This is a genomic window from Streptomyces sp. NPDC055966, assembly GCF_042269865.1.
Lineage (GTDB): Bacteria > Actinomycetota > Actinomycetes > Streptomycetales > Streptomycetaceae > Streptomyces.
The window spans coordinates 257,198-274,325 of record NZ_JBHJYK010000015.1 but is presented as its reverse complement, the minus strand read 5'-3'; the positions used below and the strand labels follow the sequence as shown (position 1 = coordinate 274,325).

The 17,128-nt window shown below is 70.7% G+C and carries 18 protein-coding genes and 1 pseudogene; 2 read left to right on the top strand and 17 right to left on the bottom strand.

The genetic code is table 11. From position 1 onward, the window contains the following. Window positions 1-91 precede the first annotated feature (91 nt). From ACFC8N_RS30100 to ACFC8N_RS30035, 14 genes are all read right to left on the bottom strand, one after another. Window positions 92-709, bottom strand: a complete 618-nt coding sequence (locus ACFC8N_RS30100) for an OmpA family protein (protein ID WP_376291271.1) — start codon at window positions 707-709, stop codon at window positions 92-94. A 7-nt stretch (window positions 710-716) separates the two neighbouring features. Next, on the bottom strand, window positions 717-1,301 hold the full coding sequence (locus ACFC8N_RS30095) for a hypothetical protein (RefSeq protein WP_376291269.1): 585 nt from the start codon (window positions 1,299-1,301) through the stop codon (window positions 717-719). Between the two features lie 61 nt (window positions 1,302-1,362). Beyond that, window positions 1,363-1,959, bottom strand: a complete 597-nt coding sequence (locus ACFC8N_RS30090) for a pilus assembly protein TadG-related protein (RefSeq protein ID WP_376291286.1) — start codon at window positions 1,957-1,959, stop codon at window positions 1,363-1,365. Further along, complete coding sequence (locus tag ACFC8N_RS30085; RefSeq protein WP_356026383.1) at window positions 1,959-2,156, bottom strand: hypothetical protein; 198 nt, start codon at window positions 2,154-2,156, stop codon at window positions 1,959-1,961. Before ACFC8N_RS30085 ends, ACFC8N_RS30090 begins: the two co-directional genes overlap by 1 nt. Window positions 2,157-2,257: 101 nt before the next feature. Then, window positions 2,258-2,998: a response regulator gene (locus ACFC8N_RS30080; protein ID WP_376291267.1), complete on the bottom strand. Its 741-nt coding sequence runs from the start codon at window positions 2,996-2,998 to the stop codon at window positions 2,258-2,260. Further along, window positions 2,995-4,230: a sensor histidine kinase gene (locus ACFC8N_RS30075; protein ID WP_376291284.1), complete on the bottom strand. Its 1,236-nt coding sequence runs from the start codon at window positions 4,228-4,230 to the stop codon at window positions 2,995-2,997. Before ACFC8N_RS30075 ends, ACFC8N_RS30080 begins: the two co-directional genes overlap by 4 nt. A 334-nt stretch (window positions 4,231-4,564) precedes the next feature. Beyond that, window positions 4,565-5,452, bottom strand: a complete 888-nt coding sequence (locus ACFC8N_RS30070; RefSeq protein ID WP_356026576.1) for a DUF5936 domain-containing protein — start codon at window positions 5,450-5,452, stop codon at window positions 4,565-4,567. A 43-nt stretch (window positions 5,453-5,495) separates the two neighbouring features. Next, window positions 5,496-6,440 carry a type II secretion system F family protein gene (locus ACFC8N_RS30065; RefSeq protein WP_356026379.1) on the bottom strand — a complete coding sequence of 315 codons (945 nt, stop codon included), beginning with the start codon at window positions 6,438-6,440 and terminating at the stop codon, window positions 5,496-5,498. A gap of 10 nt (window positions 6,441-6,450) precedes the next feature. Next, window positions 6,451-7,788, bottom strand: a complete 1,338-nt coding sequence (locus ACFC8N_RS30060; protein WP_356026377.1) for a CpaF family protein — start codon at window positions 7,786-7,788, stop codon at window positions 6,451-6,453. An 18-nt stretch (window positions 7,789-7,806) separates the two neighbouring features. Then, window positions 7,807-8,157, bottom strand: coding sequence for a TadE/TadG family type IV pilus assembly protein (locus ACFC8N_RS30055; RefSeq protein ID WP_376291263.1), 351 nt, complete (start codon window positions 8,155-8,157; stop codon window positions 7,807-7,809). A gap of 1 nt (window position 8,158) precedes the next feature. Next, window positions 8,159-8,539: a TadE family protein gene (locus tag ACFC8N_RS30050; protein WP_376291260.1), complete on the bottom strand. Its 381-nt coding sequence runs from the start codon at window positions 8,537-8,539 to the stop codon at window positions 8,159-8,161. A 7-nt stretch (window positions 8,540-8,546) separates the two neighbouring features. After that, entirely contained in the window at window positions 8,547-9,782 is a 1,236-nt protein-coding gene (locus tag ACFC8N_RS30045) for an AAA family ATPase (RefSeq protein WP_362818392.1), read from the bottom strand. A 12-nt stretch (window positions 9,783-9,794) separates the two neighbouring features. Further along, complete coding sequence (cpaB, locus tag ACFC8N_RS30040; RefSeq protein WP_356026367.1) at window positions 9,795-10,517, bottom strand: Flp pilus assembly protein CpaB; 723 nt, start codon at window positions 10,515-10,517, stop codon at window positions 9,795-9,797. A 63-nt stretch (window positions 10,518-10,580) separates the two neighbouring features. Further along, the gene (locus ACFC8N_RS30035) at window positions 10,581-11,408 is read right to left on the bottom strand and encodes a hypothetical protein (protein WP_356026574.1); all 828 of its coding nucleotides are present in this window, start codon (window positions 11,406-11,408) and stop codon (window positions 10,581-10,583) included. Between the two features lie 402 nt (window positions 11,409-11,810). On the opposite strand from ACFC8N_RS30035, the gene ACFC8N_RS30030 reads away from it, so the two are divergent. After that, window positions 11,811-13,502, top strand: coding sequence for a chitinase (locus ACFC8N_RS30030; protein WP_376291255.1), 1,692 nt, complete (start codon window positions 11,811-11,813; stop codon window positions 13,500-13,502). Window positions 13,503-13,590: 88 nt separating this feature from the next. Here the strand turns inward: ACFC8N_RS30030 and ACFC8N_RS30025 are convergent, their stop codons facing one another. Beyond that, entirely contained in the window at window positions 13,591-13,989 is a 399-nt protein-coding gene (locus ACFC8N_RS30025; protein WP_376291252.1) for a hypothetical protein, read from the bottom strand. Between the two features lie 207 nt (window positions 13,990-14,196). On the opposite strand from ACFC8N_RS30025, the gene ACFC8N_RS30020 reads away from it, so the two are divergent. Continuing rightward, window positions 14,197-14,676: a hypothetical protein gene (locus ACFC8N_RS30020; RefSeq protein ID WP_376291250.1), complete on the top strand. Its 480-nt coding sequence runs from the start codon at window positions 14,197-14,199 to the stop codon at window positions 14,674-14,676. A 213-nt stretch (window positions 14,677-14,889) separates the two neighbouring features. Here the strand turns inward: ACFC8N_RS30020 and ACFC8N_RS30015 are convergent. Both ACFC8N_RS30015 and ACFC8N_RS30010 read right to left on the bottom strand, forming a co-directional pair. Further along, window positions 14,890-15,444, bottom strand: a pseudogene (locus ACFC8N_RS30015) (hypothetical protein); the annotation flags it as partial. A gap of 100 nt (window positions 15,445-15,544) precedes the next feature. Continuing rightward, entirely contained in the window at window positions 15,545-17,032 is a 1,488-nt protein-coding gene (locus tag ACFC8N_RS30010) for a GntP family permease (RefSeq protein ID WP_376291248.1), read from the bottom strand. Between the last annotated feature and the right edge of the window lie 96 nt (window positions 17,033-17,128).

Here is a 17,128-nt window from a genome sequence, read left to right as displayed (position 1 = left end):
TAACTCACCCCGGAGCCGTTCCACTTCCCCCAACCTCATACCGGGAAGCTGCCCACCACCAGCCGAGATCACTCGACGTAACGAAGCACTACTAGCTCTGGGTGCGCGGGAAGGACACCTCGACGCGGCGGTTCTTCCTCCTGCCCTCCTCGGTGGAGTTGTCGGCGATCGGGTACTGCTCGCCGTAGCCGCGGACCTCGAAGGTGATGTTCGGGTCGTTCAGGTCCTGCCCCAGGACGGCCTGGACGGCGTTGGCGCGCTGGCGGGACAGGACGTCGCCGTGGGCGGCGGAGCCGAGGTTGTCGGTGAAGCCGAAGACGCGGATCTGGGTCGCGTTCTGCTTCTTGATCTCGTCGGCGATGGTGGCGATCCGGGCCTTCGCTTCGTCGCTGAGCCTGGCACTGTCCTTGCTGAACAGGACCTCGGCCTGGAGTGCGAAGGTCACGTCCGCGTTGGTGTCCTCGCGGCGTTCGTCCCCGCTCTGGTCCTCCACGACCGACTTGATGTCCAGCACCTTGGGCGCGGCCAGGGTGGCGCCCTCGGGGAGCTTGAGGTTCGGCGAGGTGGGGTCGATCTTCACCGGGGCGGCGGCGGAGGGCGCGGTGTCGGGGGGCAGGCTGGGGCCGGTGCCGCCGGCCCGGGCCGGGGTCGCGGTGAGCAGCAGCGTGGTGGCGGCGGTGAGGGTGAGCACGAGACGGGTGGGGGTCACTGGTGCCTCACCCGGAGATCTTGATGCTGGCGGAGGTGAACGTCGGCAGCTGGAACTCCACCTCGGACGTGTTCGCGGGAGGCGCCGGGAACTGCATGAAGACCGCCAGGGTGTCGCCGGCCTTGAGCGTCGAGAAGCCGGTGGTGGTCAGCGGACGGCCCTCGGTGTCCCGCAGCACGTAGTACCGCTTCTTGCCCTGCGGATCGACCAGTGTGGCCCCGCCCAGAGACCTGCCGTTCTTGATGATCTCGGTCTCGTTGCCGCTGAGCGCGGAGGGGATCACGACGGTCTGCGAACCGTCGTTCTTCATCGTGCCGTTGACGGTGACGAACCCGCCCGAGTCCCGTTGCGCGGAGATGATCTGGAGGAGGAGGCCGTCCGACCCGCGCACCTCGGCCAGGGGCTGGTCCGACTGCCCTTCCTGGGCGCTCGGGCCGGCACCGCTCGCCCGGGAGGCGGACGACGAGCTGTGCGGCTTCTTGGCGTCATCGCCGCCGCTGCCGCCACAACCCGTCACGCCGACGGCCAGACCGGCCGCGAGAGCCCACGCGACCATCCCCCTGCGGGCCTTCGCAGTGAACCGAATGCTCATCGCTCCGCTTCCTTCGTCATTCATCGTTCGCTTGTCGGTCGGCTCGCACGGTCCGGTCGGCTCAGCCGGCCAGGTGGACGTCGAAGAGGTCTTCGGGCTTCGGAAGCCCCGCCGGATCGTCCGGCTTGGGCTGCCAGACCTTGTCCTTGCAGGTGAGTTCGGGCAGATCGGCGCCCTTGGCACCCGCGCCGGGGAGCTTGAACGTGCAAAGGGGTTCGATCTCGGCGACGGCATGCGCCGTCGACCTGACGTTCTCCGTCCCGGGCACGACGGAATGGCCGACGGACTTGTTCGTCTCCACGTCGGCCCGGTACTTCAGCAACTCCGGGGAAGAACAGGCGCTCAGCCGGGCGTCGTTCTGCGTGGCGAGCACCTGGGCCCGCCCGCACGGAGCGCCTGGGTCATCGATCCCCGCCTTGCCGTCGAGGATGTCCTGCCACTTCGTCGGGTCCAGCAGGACCTTCAGCCACGCGCCCGTGAGCTGGTCGCGCGTGTTCTGGGCGGCGGCGAGGGCCGCCGCGTCAGCGGCCGTCTGCGCTCCGCTCCGGTTCACGGATGCCTGGCCGACCGCGAGATAGGCGAGAGCGAGAAAGAGCAGACCCGCCACCACCGTGATGTAGATGGGGAAGGCCTGCCCTGCGTCGTTGCGCGGAGAGATCAGCCGCCGGTGACCTGGGCGATCTTGGTCGTGATCGCGTCGTAGATGGACTGCCCGATGCTCGTACCCGTGATCGCCAGCACGATCGCCACGACCACCGCGATGATGCCGAGGTACTCCACCGCGGTCTGGCCCCGGTCGCTGCGGGCGGCGCGGGTCTGCAGGTACGCGACGGTGGTGTTGAACCATTTGCTCACGGTTTTCCCCTCCAGCTTCGCCTCCGATCCGGGCACCGTACGGCCGGACGCGGTGGTCGTCACAGGGCCCCTGGGCCCAACTCCAGGCCCACTCCCCCATGTCACGCCACCCCCAGCCACTTCGCCGCGGCCTGGGATCTGGTGGCGGTCTGGAGCTTGGCGAAGATGCGGTTGATGTGGTTCTTGACCGTCTTCTCGCTGATGAAGCAGGTGGCGGCGATCTGCTGGTTGGTCATGCCGGACGCGATGAGGTCCATGATCTCCGCCTCCCTCGTACTCAGCCGGTACCGGGACCGGGACGACTGTCCCATAGAGGGTTGCATATGCGAAAGCGGTTTGGTTGAGCTTTCCCGTAAAATAAGGGGGAGTTGGGGGTTCACATGTGCAGATGCACTCGACTTGATCCCTTCCAGCAACGCCTTCGCCGCCCCCGGTGTCACGTGCGGCCGGCCCTCGTGCACATCCCGTACGGCCCGCACCAACTGCTCCGTGGTGAACTCGCCGTGCACCAGATAGCCTCCCGCCCCCAGCCGCAACGCCTCCCGCACCGTCTCCGTCTCGTGGCTGTAGGTGAGCATCATGACCGGGGCCAGCCGCACCAGGTGCGGCAATGCCGAGATTCCGTCGGTCCCCGGCATCCGGACGTCGAGGAGGACGACGTCGGGGCGGTGCCGCAGCGCCGCCTCGTAGGCCTCGCGGCCGTCCGTCGCCTCCGCCACCACCGTGGTGTCCGCGCGTCCGGACAGCAGGGCCGTCAGGCCCGCCCGGACCACGGGGTTGTCGTCGGCCACCAGCAGCCGCAGCGGCGGGGCGACGTCCGTGCGCGGCGGGAAGGGGTTCATCGCTGCCTCCTCTCGGGCCCGGCCACGATCGGCAGGGGAAGTTCCACGCGTACCTCCGTGCCCCGTTCCCGGTCGCCCCGGCCGATCCGGATCCGGGCGCCCGTCTGTGCCGCCCGCTCGACCATGCCGAGCAGACCGAAGTGGCCCGAGGCGCGGAGCCGGTCCAGGGTCGTGTCCGGCGGCAGGCCGGTGCCGTCGTCGAGGACCGACAGGCGCAGCAGGGCGCCGTGGATCTCCGCCCGCACCTCGACGTGGGTCGCGGACGCGTGCCGGTGGACGTTCTCCAGCGCCTCCGCCGTGATGGACAGCAGGTGGCGGGCCAGGGGGGAGGGCAGGGCGAGGGGTGTGGTGTCCGGGGGCGGGAGGGTGCACGTCACCGGTAGTCCCGTGCGGGCCGTGAAGTCGTGGGCGTACGACCGTAGTTCGGGCCACAGCGGCGTCCGGTCCCGGGCCTCGGCCACTGCTTGCCCGCCCTCCGGCGCCGCCTCCCGGCGCAGATCCCGCAGCAGCTCTCTCGACTCCGCTGCCGCCCTGCGCGCCGAACGGGACACCAGGCCGGCCTCGGACCTGATGCGGGCCGGGTCGGGGGACTCGGCCGAGGCGGTGGCGGCCAGGCCGTCGGCCGCGAGGGCCACGCCGTACAGGGTCTTGGCCACGGAGTCGTGCATCTCGCGGGCCAGCCGGGCACGCTCGGCGCTCACCGCCTCCGCCGCCGCGAGGCGCGCCTGGGTCGCCGTCAGGGCCTGGGTCGCGGCGCCGAAGCGGAGCATCAGGCCGCGCAGGGTCGAGCCCATGGCGCCGGAGATGACGCACAGGCCGGGCAGGAGCAGGGCCTCGGCGACCGGTGCGTGCCGGTCGGCCTTCAACGTGGCGTGGACCAGCAGCAGGATCAGGCCCTGGAGGGAGGCGAAGCAGGCCGCGCCCCGCCAGCTGTAGACCAGCCCGGCCAGCAGCGGGGTGCACACGCTGACGTAGGCCAGGGTCGTGTCCGGGCCGGCCGAGACGAGGAGGAGGGAGCCGAGGAGGGTGTCGGCGGCGAGGAGGCTGGGGTGGCGCAGCAGGAGGGGGCCGAAGCGTTCCCAGTCGCGGAAGAGGACGTAGGACACCATGAAGGTGACGACCACGGCCACGCCGACCAGGCGGACGCCCAGTCCCGGGGCCGCGTGGAGCAGGGCCGCCGGTGCCGCCAGGGCGATCATCGCCAGCCGGAACCCGAAGACCTGCCGGCACATCGCCTGGAGCGCACTGACCTGGATCTTCTCGGAGGGTTCGGCCTGTCGCGCCGCCGGCCCGGCCTCGGCCGTCGCACCGGCCACCGCCTTCGGCCGACGCAGGAACCAGCCACCGATCCCGGTCAGCCGTCCCCCGCGTCGGCGACCGACCCCGGTCAACCGCCCCCCGGACCGGCCACCGCCTCCCGTCAGCCACCACCCGAACCAGCCGCCAATCCCCCTCAGCCACCCCGCGACCGCCCTCACCCGCCCCCCGGCCAGGGCACCGGCACCCGGCCACTCGCCCGCAGGTCCCCCGCTCCGCTCCGTCGCGCCGGCCACCGTCACCTCCGTCTCACTTCCCCGTGAGCGAGCCGAAGTCCACGCCGGAGCCCAGGATCAGGCCGGCGCCCAGCAGGAGCATCGTCGCCGGGACCATGAACGTGGTGATCATCAGCGTGGCCTTCGGTACCGCGCGGGCGGCCTTGCGGCGGGCGTTCTGGGCGTCGGTGCGGCGCATGTCCTTCGCCAGGGAGACGAGCGTGTCGACGATCGGCGCGCCCAGCTCCTCGCCCTGCTGGAGTGCCGTCACGAACATCGCCACCTGCTCGGAGTCGTTGCGCCGCCGCAGCTCCGCGAAGGCCTGGCGGCGGCTCATGCCGAGGTCCATCTGGCGCAGGGTGATGCGCAGTTCGTCGGCCCAGGGGCCCTCGTAGTGGGAGGCCACCCGGTCCAGGGCCTGGCGGAAGCCGAGTCCGGCGCTGACCACGACCGCGAGCACGTCGAGGAAGTCGGGCAGGGTGCGCTCGATGACGTCCTTGCGGACGCGGATCGCCGACCAGATGCCGACCTCCGTCCAGAACGCGCCGAAGAGCAGCAGCAGTATGGCGACGAACCACTGGCCGCGCAGGAGGAAGACCACGAAGCCGACGAGGCCGAGCGCGCCGTAGACCGCCCGCCGGGCCGCGTAGCGGTCTATGGTCAGGCCGCCGGGGTTGCCCGCGAGGTCGATCTTGCGGCGGTACCTGGCGACCAGGCGCGGGCCCATCAGGCGCAGCACGGCGGGGGCGTAGCGCATGCCCATGCGGTCGATGACCGAGCCGACCGCGCCGGTGCGGGTGGCGCCGACCTCCAGGGCGACGGCGAGGTCGCCGGGAAGCCTGGCGTCCGCGCGGTACATGCGGAGGCCGGCGAAGGCGCCCCAGACGCCGAGCCCCATCAGCAGCGCGAGCAGGATTCCCACCATCGGGCTCACTGTCGGACCCCCCATCGGATCGTCCGCCCCCTCACACGTCGATCCGGCTCAGGCGCCGGATGAGGACGAAGCCGACGGCGTACATCGCGAAGGCGACGACCACGCAGGCCTGACCGATCGATGAGCCGGTCATGCGGTCCAGCGCGCCGTCCTTGACGCCGTTCATCAGGAACAGCGCGCCGACGCCGAGGACGGGGACGGCGTACGAGGTCATGGTCACCTGGGAGAGCTGGGTGCGGATCTCGCGTCTCGTCTCCTTGCGCTCCTCCAGGGTTTCGGTGAGGTTCCGCAGGGCGGACACGACCTGGCCGCCCGCCCGGTTCGACAGCACCAACGTCGTGACCAGGACGACCAGTTCGCGGGACGGCAGCCGGTCGGCCAGCTCGCCCAGCGCGTCGTCCAGGGACTGACCGATCGCCAACTGGTCGGAGACCTTGGCCAGTTCCTGGCCCGCCGGGGCCTCCAGTTCCTCCGCCGCCATGCCGATCGCGGTGCGCAGGGCGAGGCCGGCCTGGGTGGCGTTGGCCAGGATGCGGGCCAGTTCGGGGAGTTGGCCGATGAAGCGCTCGATGCGTTTCTGGCGCTGCCAGTTGAGGAACTGCACGGCCGCGCCGATGCCGAGCAGGCCGGCCAGCGGGCCGAAGAAGGGGGCCAGGGTCGCCTGGCCGATCAGCCAGAGCGCGGCGACCACGGCGAGCATGTAGACGAAGAACTCGCCCGGGGTGACGTCCAGTCCGGTGGCGGCGAGCCGCCGTTCCAGCCAGCGGCCGAAGCGGGTACGGCGCAGTCGCCGGTCCACGTCACGGAAGCGGCGCCGACGGCCGCCGGCCGACTCCGGGCCCGCGTGGGTGAGCCGGTCCACGAGGGCGACGCGCTGGGCCCGGCCCGCGGCGTAGGCGTGCAGCCCGGCCACCGCCAGGGCGCAGGCCAGCAGCGTCACACCGGTGGTGAGCTGGACGAGGGTGTGCAGTTCCATGGTCCTGGTCCTACCTGGCTTCTCGGGTGGTGAGCTGGGCCGCCGTGTGGGCCACGCCGAAGGCCTGCGGGAGGGGCTGGCTCGCCATGTAGAGGCGGTCGGCGGTGCGGCGCGGGAGGGGGAAGTACTGGAAGCTGCCGTGGACGCGGCCGTCCGGCGTCATCGGCTGGGCGTCGAAGCGGGCGACCGTCGCCAGCCGGTACGGCTCCCCGCCGTGGCTGTCGAGCACGGCGATCTCGGTGATGCGGCGGGCGCCGTCGGCGAACCGGGTGAGCTGGACGATGACGTCGACGGCGCTGTTGATCTGGTCGTGCAGCGCGACGAAGGGGACCTCGACGTCGGACATGGAGGCGAGGGTCTGGAGCCGGGTCAGCGCGTCCTCGGCGCTGTTGGCGTGCACGGTCGCGAGCGAGCCGTCGTGGCCGGTGGACATCGCCTGGAGCATGTCGAGGGACTCGCCGCCGCGGACCTCGCCGACCACGATCCGGTCGGGGCGCATGCGCAGCGAGTTGCGGACGAGGTCGCGGATGGTGACGTGGCCCTTGCCCTCGACGTTCGGCGGGCGGGACTCCAGGCGGACCACATGGGTCTGCTGGAGCTGGAGTTCGGCGGAGTCCTCGATGGTGATGATGCGCTCGTGGGAGGGGATGAGTCCGGAGAGGGCGTTGAGCAGGGTCGTCTTGCCGGTGCCGGTGGCGCCCGAGACGATGATGTTGAACTTCGCCTGCACCAGCCCGGCCAGCAGATACACCATGTGCTCGTCCAGCGAGCCGAAGGAGATCAGCTCCTGGAGGGTGAAGGAGCGCGGGAAGCGGCGGATGGTGAGGATCGGGCCGGTCAGGGACAGCGGCGGGATGATGACGTTGACGCGCTCGCCGGAGGGGAGGCGGGCGTCCACCATCGGGTTCGACTCGTCGACCCTTCTGTTCACCGTCGAGACGATCCGCTCGATGGTCTGCATCAGCTGGTCGGCGGAGACGAAGCGCAGCGGCAACTGCTCGACGCGGCCCCCGCGCTCGACGAAGATCGCGTCGGGGCCGTTCACCATGATCTCGGTGATCGACGCGTCCTCCAGCAGCGGCTCCAGGATGCCGAGGCCGAGCGCCTCGTCCACCACGCGGCGGATCAGCTGGGCGCGCTCGACCGTCGACAGCACCGGGCCCTCGCGGCTGATGATGTGTCCGAGCACGCGCTCCAGCCGCGCCCGGCGTTCGGCCGCCGCGAGCGAGCTCATCTCCGCGAGGTCGATCTCCTCCAGCAGCTTGGCCCGGTAGGAGGCGACCAGGTGTCCGTCCTCGCCCCGGCTCCCGTGCTCCTCCGGAGTGCCGATGCGTGCCCGCAGGCTCATGGAATCGCTTCTCCCGGGTCAGTGGTCGAGGGGCATGGTGGCGGTCTTGGTGGCGTCGCCGAAGTCCCAGACGATCTTCGGGATGCGGACGGTGGCCGTGACGGTCACGGAGTCGCCGCCGGAGCCGGACGAGCAGCTCACCGTGATGCCGCTGCTGACGGCTCCGGCGCAGGCCTGCTGGGCGTCCTGGCGCAGGGAGGCGGCCCGCGCCCCGGCCCGGGCCGCCGTACCGGCCTGCTCGGCGGCGTAGGCGACGACGCCGATCTGGATCCCGGCCAGCGCGACGATCAGCAGGACGGGGATGAACCCCAGGTATTCGATGGCCACTTGGCCGCTGTCCCGGCCACGAAGGCGACGGCGGTACGTCATCTCAGTCCTTCACCTCCTCCACGGCACCGGCGTGCCCGTGCACGGTGAGGGGGAAGTCGACGGAGCCGGGGAAGAGGACGGGGACCTTGACGCCCACGTCCACGGTCACATAGCCGCTCTGGTCGCAACCGCTCACACTGGCACCCCCTCGCCACGCCCCCGACAGATGCTTCAGTGCCGCCTGCCGGCACACCCCGTACCGCTCCCCCCGCGGCGCCGCCGTCCCGGCCCTCACTCCCTCGTCCGCAGCATTCCCCGCGAGCGTGAAGGCGTACCCCACGAGCACGGCCTGCCACATGAGCACCAGGGTGAGAATGATCAGCGGTGTCATCCCGAGGAACTCGATGCTCACCTGCCCCCTGTCCCCGCCGGGCCTCCTCATCGCCCGCTCACTCCTTTCGCCGCCGGAATCCCACCGCGCCCCGTCCGCCGCCCCGATGGCCCCCCTCGGCCGCCGCCTTCACGAGGCCCAGCTCTCCGGCGAGCGCCCACAGCGCCTGCTTCACGGTGCTCCTGCCGTCGAGTTCATGGACCCGTCCCGCGTCCACGACGGCCTGAAGTTCCTTGAAATTGGCGGGTACGGCGGTGCGCGCGAGCGCCGTGCCCGTGATGCGCCGGACGAGCGCGGGCTGGATCTCCGCGCTGCGCGCCAGCCGGTTGACGACGGTCGTCGTCTCCTCGGCCTTGCGGATCTGGAGCCGGTCCCACATCCGTACGGTCCGTTTGGCGGCGCGTACGGCGATCACGTCCGGGGTCGTGACCAGCAGCGCGGTGTCGGCCATCTCCACGGCCGCCGCACCCGCGCCGCTCAGCTGGGCCCCGCAGTCGACGACGACGACCTCGTAGCGGGAGCGCAGGGCGCGGACGATCTGCCTGGCGGCGCGGTCGCCGACCTCCTCGCCGCGTTCTCCCTCGGCCGGGGCGAGGAGCAGGGCGAGCCCGGTGTCGTGGCGGAAGACGGCGTCGGCGAGGACGCGGGGCGAGATGTCGGTGATCGCGGCCAGGTCGGCGACGGACCGGCGGAACTGGATGTCCAGGTAGGAGGCGATGTCCCCGGTCTGGAGGTCCAGGTCGACCAGGGCGGTGGGCCGGCCGGAGGCCTGCGCGGCGAGGGCGAGCTGGACGGCGGCCAGCGTCGTGCCCACTCCCCCCTTGGCGCCGCTGACCGTGACGACCGTACCGCCGACGCCGCCCAGCACGTCGGTGCCGTGGCCGAGATGGCGCCGTACCCCGGTCGACCACTGGGCGACGGCCTGGACGCGGCTGGCGAGTTCCTCGTACGACAGCGGGAGGGCGACCAGGCCTCGGGCGCCGGCGTCCATGGCGGCGGCGAACAGCCCGGGGCTCGCGTCGGTGGTGACGAGGATGACGCCGACGGCCGGGAAGCGGAGCGCGACCTCGCGGATCAGGTCGAGGGCCGCGACCGGGCCGACCCGCTCATGGACGACGACGACCTCCGGCAGTTCCTCCACGGACTCGGCGGCGAGCCGGGCGAGGGTGTCGACGAGATGGGTGGAGTCGACGACGGGCGGCTGCGGCTCGGCGTCGGGGAGCTGGCTGAGGAGGGTGACGAGGGAGCGGACGGCGTCGGGGTCCGCACCGGCCGGGAGGATCCTGGTGGGCATGCGGGCCGCCTCTCACTTGTCCGTCGCGAGTTGGTACGTGCGGTCCTTGTCCGGAACGCTGGTCTCGCTGCCGGGGGCCACCAGGGCGAGCCGCACGCGCTGGGCGAAGGACTCGGCGTAGGTGATGCGCTGGGCGTCGAGGGTGGACAGCGCGAAGGTGATCGGGACGGCCTCGCTGGGCTGGCTCTGACTCTGGCTCTGGGTCTGGTTCTTGGTGGAGTCGTCGAGGGCGGTGATGCGGCCGACGTCGAGGACCCGGGCGTTGGTGACGATGATCTTCGACTGGTCGGGATCGCCGTTGTTCTTCCCGGCGAAGGTGGCGTACACGTTGACCCGGGAGCCCGGAGTGATCTTTCCCGCGACCCCGGTCGCCGCGTCGATCATGATGGCGACCTCCTGCTGTCCGGGCTGGAGGGCGGGCTGGTCGACGATCATGTCGTTCTGGAGGAGCGACCCGGCGCGCAGGGTGGTGACGGCGATCTTGCCCTGGATCTGCCGCAGGTCGGTGACGGCGTTGGCGGACAGCCACCGCTTCGGCATCTCGATCTTCTCGAACTGGCCGGTGTCCAGGGCGGTGTACGGCTTCACGTCGGACCTGACCCGATAGGCGCTGACCTCGGGCCCGACCTTGGAATTGACGTTGTGGACGACGGAGAGCACGCCGGCGAACGCGCCGAGAGCGCACAGGACCGACAGGATCAGCAGTATCACGCCGCGGCGCTGACGGGAGTTCATGAACCGTGCAACCTCGTTGGGGGAATCGGTCGAGCGGGATACGAGTCTGTTTTCCGGGGCCGGTCAGGCGGGCGAGCGCTGTTCCAGGGCGCGGGGTGCGGCGGGTTCGTGGGCGGGCGGGGTGGCGGAGCAGAAGACGCACAGGTCGCCGATGACGTCCAGGCCGCACCAGTGACAGCTGGTCTGCCGTACGGAGGTGACCAGTTGGTAGAGGACCGACAGATCGGCGAGGTAGCCGCAGAACTCGATCACGCGGCCGGTGCCCCACCAGTCCCGGGACTCGGCGGGCAGCGGGACCTCGCGCACCCCGTGCACGCTCCACTGCCCGCCGAGTCCGCCGACCCACTCGCTCTGCAACTGCCCCTTCGCGACGAGCATCCAGGTGCTGAACTCGGGCCCCTTGAGCGTGGCTTCGGGCGCGATCTTGACGAGCTGCGGCTCGGGGTGGGCCAGCACGGCGAACTGGCTGCCCGGCACCCAGGATCTGGCGTGGGCCTTGAGCCCGACCGGCACCCGGTCCAGGCGCGCGACCGAGCCCAGCACCGCCCCGGCGTGGAGGTAGTGGGTGAGCAGCCGCCCGGCGGAGGCGAGGATCCCCGGGCTCAGATCGCAGGAGGCGAGCTGGCGCAGCTGCCGGGCGAGCACGGCGATGCCGAGCGGGGGCAGTTCGGGCCGGAAGAAGGCGACGCGGTCGCTCTCCAGCAGCGAGCGCAGGGTGTACAGCCGTTGCATGACGCTCGCGGGCGTGGCGCTGGAACAGACCACGACGAGGTACCCGTACTGCTCGATCAGGGCGTGGAGTTCCACGACCGCCTGCTCCAGCGGCTTCTGGTCGATACCGCTCAGCACGACGGCGGGCACGGTCCGTTCGTCCTGAGCCGGCAGTGCCATGTCGGCACTGGTCACGGCAATGGCAGTTGGCACGCGCAGCTCCCCGCTCTTCACACCCGCCGGCCGTCCGGGGCCACTCCCGTTCCGCCGGGACGACTTCACTGCGTGACTACCTGAGCACTGTATCCACGGCCGTATGGCCGGAGAACAGCGTTTGTGAAGCTCGCGTGGAACTCTCTCGGCACAAGTACCGCGCAAGTCCCGCCAAAACAGGACAGGTTGAGCGAGGTTGCGAAATCCATTTTGGTCTGGACCTCTTGACACCCGAATTGGTCTGGACCAAATTGTCAGCCCAGCGACGGCAACCATCCCTCCCCCCATCTCCCCATCTCCCTCCCGGAGGCCCCAGTGGAGCGCGCACCAGACACAGGCATACCCGGATACGGATACGGCAGACGGCGCATGACCCTGCTGTGGTCGGCCGTCACGACCCTGGCCCTGTCGGTCGCGGGCCTCACGGCGACCGCCGCCCCGGCAGCCGCGGCGGACGTCAACAACGCGACGAACGCGGGCTTCGAGTCGGGCCTGAGCGGCTGGACGTGCACGGCGGGCAGCGGCACGACCGTCTCCTCCCCGGTCCACAGCGGCTCGTCGGCACTGAAGGCGACCCCGGCCGGCCAGGACGACGCCCAGTGCACCCAGGCGGTCGCGGTCGCGCCCAACTCGACGTACACGCTGAGCGCGTGGGTGCAGGGCGGGTACTCCTACCTGGGCGTGACGGGCACGGGCACGACGGACGTCTCCACCTGGACCCCCGACACGACCACCTGGAAACAGCTGTCGACGACCTTCACCACGGGCGCGTCAACGACCTCGGTCACGGTGTACACGCACGGGTGGTACGGCCAGGCGGCCTACTACGCCGACGACGTCTCGGTCTACGGCCCCGACGGCGGCGGGGGCGGAGGCGGCACCCCGCCCCCCACGGTCCCGGCGACCCCGACCGGCCTGTCGGTCTCGTCCACCACGTCCTCCTCGGCCACCCTCTCCTGGTCCCCGGTGTCGGGCGCGACGGGCTACGACGTGTACCAGGACGGCACGAAGGCGACGGCGGTGACCGGCACGTCGGCGACGCTGACGGGCCTGTCGGCCGCCACGTCCTACTCCTTCCAGGTGTCGGCGACGAACGCGGCGGGCGAGTCGGCGAAGTCGACGGCGGTGACGGCGACGACGTCCTCCGGATCGAGCGGCGGAGGAGGCGGGGGTGTGCTGCCGAAGCACGCGGTGACCGGCTACTGGCAGAACTTCAACAACGGCGCGACGGTCCAGAAACTCTCCGACGTCCCCTCCTCCTACGACATCATCGCGGTGGCCTTCGCGGACGCGACGACGACGCCGGGCGCGGTGACCTTCAACCTCGACTCGGCCGGCCTCGGCGGCTACACCGTCGACCAGTTCAAGGCGGACATCAAGGCGAAGCAGGCGGCCGGCAAGAAGGTCGTCATCTCGATCGGCGGCCAGAACGGCACGGTGTCGGTGAGCGACTCGACGTCGGCGACGAACTTCGCGAACTCCGTCTATGCGCTGATGCAGACGTACGGCTTCGACGGCGTCGACATCGACCTGGAGAACGGCCTCGACGCGACGTACATGACACAGGCGCTGCGCGCCCTGTCCGCCAAGGCCGGCTCGTCCTTCGTCCTCACCATGGCCCCGCAGACGATCGACATGCAGTCGACGTCGAACTCGTACTTCCAGACGGCCCTGAACGTGAAGGACATCCTGACGGTCGTCAACATGCAGTACTACAACAGCGGTTCCATGCTGGGCTGCGACGGCAAGGTCTACAGCCAGGGCTCGGTCGACTTCCTGACCGCCCTCGCCTGCATCCAGCTCCAGGGCGGCCTCTCCCCGTCCCAGGTGGGCCTCGGCCTCCCCGCCTCGACGAGCGCGGCGGGCAGCGGCTACGTGTCGCCGACCGTGGTGAACAACGCCCTCGACTGTCTGACGGCCGGCACGAACTGCGGCACCTTCAAACCGTCCAAGACCTACCCCGACCTCCGGGGCGCGATGACCTGGTCCACGAACTGGGACGCGGCATCGGGCAACGCGTGGTCGAGCCCGGTGGGGGCGCATGTGCATGCGCTGCCGTGAGGTGAGACAGCGGTAGTGGCGACGCCCGGGCCTTTGGGGTCCGGGCGTCGCTGCCTGTCGCGAGCGGTGACGGCCGCAAAGCTCCGGCTCACCCCTCGGTGAACAGCCCCGCCGCGTCCGTGGCGTGTACGGCCCGCTGGGCCCAGATTTCGAGCTGGTTGAGGTCCGTGCAGGCTTCGACTCGCTCGCGGATGGTGCCGGGGACCGGGATACCGCGCCGTTCCAGGACGCGGAGGACCGTCTCGCGACTCTTTTGGACGAGCCCTTCTTCCCGTCCTTCCTCGCGTACCTGCTCGGCCAGCGGGTGTCGCCAGAAGTACTGGATCGCGGTCATCAGGTCCCTCCGCATCTGCTTCGCCCGGGGGCCGGTCAGACATGAGTCGATGAACTGCACGAAGACGGCGGCGCTGTCGGGGTCGATGGTCCGCAGGGCGGCGGCCAGGGATTCCGGTATGGCCGGAGCCTGCGGGCCACGCCCGTGTGTCATCCGGGCGCGGAGACAGGGCGGAGATCCTCGTCAATGGCCTGACGGTCCGTCAATGCGATTCCCGCGCCGCCTGGGACGGCACGACCCGCTGGTCATGGCCGACCGCACCCGCAACCCACCGGTGCAGAATCCGGCAGGGATTTCGGTGCTCGTGTCCGGAGCGCAAGCCACTGGTGCCGACGCGCCGACTCGGACAAGCTGCGGCACATGGACTGGACGCCCCTGCTCTCCACACTGACCGGTGCCGTCATCGGCATCGCAGCCACTCTGATCGCCGATCGCAACCGGTGGCGGCGGGAGGAGGCCAGGCACGCGCTGGAAGTACGGCGCGAGGTGTACACAGAGTATGTTTCCGCCCTCAAAGCCGCAGGTGAGGAGATACGGGCCGTCGCTCTGGGCGACCACATGTCCGAGTCGGCGCGCGACGCGGCGGTGCGGGAGGCCGTGCGCGGCACCGGCATCTACACGGCAAGCGAACGCCTCTGGCTCGTGGGCCCGCCGGAGGTCGTGGAGGCGGGTAACGAGGCGTTCCACTGCCTGCGCGCGCTCCGCGACGCCTATGCCTGTGGAGTGGCTGTCGGCTCCGCCGACGACGCGCCGCTGATAGAGCGGCGACGCAAGGCCATGGCGCAGATGCGTCGCCTCATGCGTGAGGACCTGGGCATCGGACCCCTCGGAATCGAGTGATGGGTCTCCAGCCCGAGCTCGGCCCAGCCTCGCGAGGTCCCCGCCCACGGCGGCGAGCAAAACGAGTGGAAGGTGTGGGCGGCGTATTTCTGCTCGCTCGCGCAGGACAGCCTGTCGAAGGAGACCGAGTCGCCGTCACCGAGGCCCAACTCGTCCACTGAGGAACCGCCGGTCGGGCACGACCCCGACCGGCCCGCGTTCCGTCTCCGTCTACTCGCCGTCCTCGAAGTACGCGTCCAGCACCGCGTCGATCTGCTCGTCCCACTCCTTGAAGCGGGACTTCGACGCCGCCTCGATCTCGATCGGGTACCAGCGGCGCTCGGGGGTGTGGACCGTGATCGTGTAGCGCTTGCCGAAGCGGGGGGACTCCGTCTCGACCGCCGCGATCTCGTCCCAGCGGAACTCGCAGGACTCCTCGTCGAGGCGGAGGCGGACGCCCTTGCGGTCGGCCACTATCCGCGCCCGGCGGTCGGACGCCTCGAAGACCGGGCCGTCGCCGTCAGCGGCATCGCTGTCCGTGGTGTCGTCGGCCGTGATGTCGTCCGGCGTGGCGGTACCGGCCGCCTCCTCCGACTTCTCCGGAGCCGGAGCCGGATCCGGGTCCGGGGCCGGGGCCGGCTTCGCCTCCTTCGGCGTCGACGTGTCCGCCTTGGCCGGAGCCGTGAGCCCCGGGATGAAGGCCGGGTCGAAACCGGCGCCCGTGACGGGCTCGGTCTTCAACGGCTCGGCCTTCGACGGCTTGCTGCTCGCTCCTGTGCGCTGCTCCACGGCGGCAGTATGGACGACTTCCCTGTGCCGGAACCAGTCGGACCGCTCATCCCATGGGCAACATCAGTCACCTTCGGAGCCTTCAGGGCCTTTGGAGCCTTCAGACGAACAGGCTCACGGCCGCCGCCACGGCGAAACCGGACACCGAGAGCACGGACTCCAGGACCGTCCAGGTCCTGAGCGTGTCGCGTTCGCTGATGCCGAAGTACTTGGCGACCATCCAGAAGCCGCCGTCGTTCACGTGCGAGGCGAAGATCGAGCCCGCCGAGATCGCCATGATGACCAGGGCCACGAAGGGCTGGGAGTGATCGCCCTCGGTGAGGAGAGGGGCCACGATGCCCGCCGTCGTCACGATCGCCACCGTCGCCGAGCCCTGCGCCACCCGCAGGACCAGCGAGATCAGGTAGGCGAGGACGATCACCGGGAGGCCCACGCCGTGGAAGGTGTCCGAGAGCGCCTGGGCCACCCCGCTCGCCTTCAGCACCGCGCCGAAGATCCCGCCCGCGCCGACGACCAGCAGGATGTTGCCGACCGGCTTCAGCGACGAAGTGGACACGGCCTCAAGGGACTTGCGGGTCCAGCCGCGGCGGATGCCCAGCAGGTAGTACGCCAGGAGCAGGGCGAGCGTCAGGGCCACCATGGGCGTGCCGAAGAACTGGAGGACCGAGCGGGTGGGGGACGGGTCCAGGACGATGGAGGAGAAGGTGGCCGCGAGGATCAGGACCAGCGGGGTGCCGATGATCGTCAGGACCACGCCCAGCGGGACCGGGGTCTCCCGTGGTTCCACGCCCTGCGCGCGCTGCTCCGCCGTCACCGCCCGCTTCGCCTCCTCCGCCGCTTCGGCCATGTCCTGCGGTACGGCGACGAAGATCCGCCGGCCGATCCAGGCGGAGAAGGCCCACGCGGCCAGTACGGCGGGGATGCCGCAGACGACGCCCATGAGGATGACCCAGCCGAGCTGGACGTGCAGCAGGCCGGCGGCGGCGACCGGGCCGGGGTGCGGGGGCAGGAAGGCGTGGGTCATGGAGAGGCCGGCGAGGAGGGGCAGGCAGTAGAGGAGGATCGACTTGCCGCCTCGTTTCGCCGCGGCGTAGACCAGCGGGGCCAGGACGAAGATGCCCACGTCGAAGAAGACCGGGATGCCGAAGATCAGGCCCGTCAGGCCCATGGCCAACGGGGCCCGCTTCTCACCGAACAACGTCAGCAGGCGCGCGGCCAGTACCTCCGCTCCGCCGCTCACCTCCAGGATCGCGCCGAGCATCGTGCCGAGGCCGATGATGATCGCGACGTGGCCGAGGATGCCGCCCATGCCGGACTCGATGGTGGAGACGGCGCTGGAGCTCTGGACGGTGCCGAAGAGTTCGGTGACCGAGAGGCCGGCCAGCAGGCCCACGGCTATGGAGACGGCGAGGAGGGCCACGAAGGGCTGGAGCCTGACCTTGATGATCAGGAAGAGGAGGAGGGCTATGCCGATTCCGGCGACCGTGAGGAGTCCGGGGGTGCCGCCCAGGAGGAGGAGCAGGCCGCCGGTGTGGGGTGGGGCGGGTGGGGTCGTCGCGGCCAGGGGGAGGGAGAGCGGATGGGACATTCGGGGGTCCTCTTCGTAAATGCATCGTGCTTTCGGGCAGGGCGGGGCGCGGCACGGCGGCCCGGGGGTGGGGGACGCCGTGCCGTGCGGGACGTG